This is a genomic window from Herbaspirillum lusitanum P6-12, assembly GCF_000256565.1.
Classification (GTDB): domain Bacteria; phylum Pseudomonadota; class Gammaproteobacteria; order Burkholderiales; family Burkholderiaceae_D; genus Herbaspirillum; species Herbaspirillum lusitanum.
The window spans coordinates 1-964 of record NZ_AJHH01000115.1 but is presented as its reverse complement, the minus strand read 5'-3'; the positions used below and the strand labels follow the sequence as shown (position 1 = coordinate 964).

The window sequence follows — 964 nt, the reverse complement described above, 5'->3', positions numbered from 1 at the left end:
GCGAACCGATGCCGGATGTGAAGCGCGCCTGCGTACACCATCGTGGTCGGCCTGGTCATGCACGCCTTCATGAAGCATCTCGACTTCAGGCGCATCTACCCGATGCTGGTGGAAGCGGCAACCTTGTCGGGCGCGATCCTGCTGATCATCGGCATGGCCACTTCGATGGCCTGGGCGCTGACGCAGTCGGGCTTCTCGGCCAAGCTGGTGTCGCTGATGCAGGGCGTGCCGGGCGGCGGATTCGGCTTCCTGCTGATCACCATCGTGATCTTCATCGTGCTGGGCAGCTTGCTGGAAGGCATTCCCGCCATCGTGCTGTTCGGGCCGCTGCTGTTCCCGGTGGCGCGTTCGCTGGGCGTGCATGACGTGCACTATGCGATGGTGGTGATCCTGGCCATGGGCATCGGCCTGTTTGCACCGCCCTTTGGCGTGGGCTTCTATGCCGCCTGCGCCATCGGCAAGGTGTCGCCGGATGGTGTCTTCAACCGGGTCTGGGGCTATCTGGCGGCGCTGGTGGTGGCGCTCTTGGTGGTGGCCTTCGTGCCCTGGATTTCCATCGGTTTCCTCTGATCCCCTCAATAGTCTTGCGAGCGATCGGGAAGCCTCCATGATTGACCTGCCAACGACGAATTAAAAACGGCGGCCCCTTTCCCTCTTCCGGGGCCGCCCACATCCACGGAGACAATATGAATCGCAATGATAGCGGCGCCCGCGTGGCGCTCGTGACGGGCGGAGCCATGGGTATCGGCGCCGCAATTTCCCAGCGTCTGGCGCGCGACGGCTACACCGTACTGGTCTCGGACATCAACCTGGAAGCGGCCACCGCGACCGCCGACAAGATCAATGCCGATGGCGGCAAAGCTGCGCCGCTGGCAATGGATGTCAGCAAGCCCGAATCCATCGGGAAAGCCTTCGCCGACGTCGAAAAAGACTACGGCCGCTGCGACGTGCTGGTCAACAATGC

General features: G+C 63.0%; 1 protein-coding gene and 1 pseudogene. Both read left to right on the top strand.

Annotation, left to right across the window (positions count from 1 at the left end; all coding sequences use genetic code 11):
• Window positions 1-30 precede the first annotated feature (30 nt).
• Window positions 31-570 (top strand): annotated as a pseudogene (locus HLUSI_RS0104045) (TRAP transporter large permease subunit); the annotation flags it as partial.
• Window positions 571-686: 116 nt separating this feature from the next.
• Window positions 687-964: SDR family NAD(P)-dependent oxidoreductase (locus tag HLUSI_RS0104040; RefSeq protein WP_016832758.1), on the top strand; the 278-nt coding region annotated here is incomplete at its 3' end.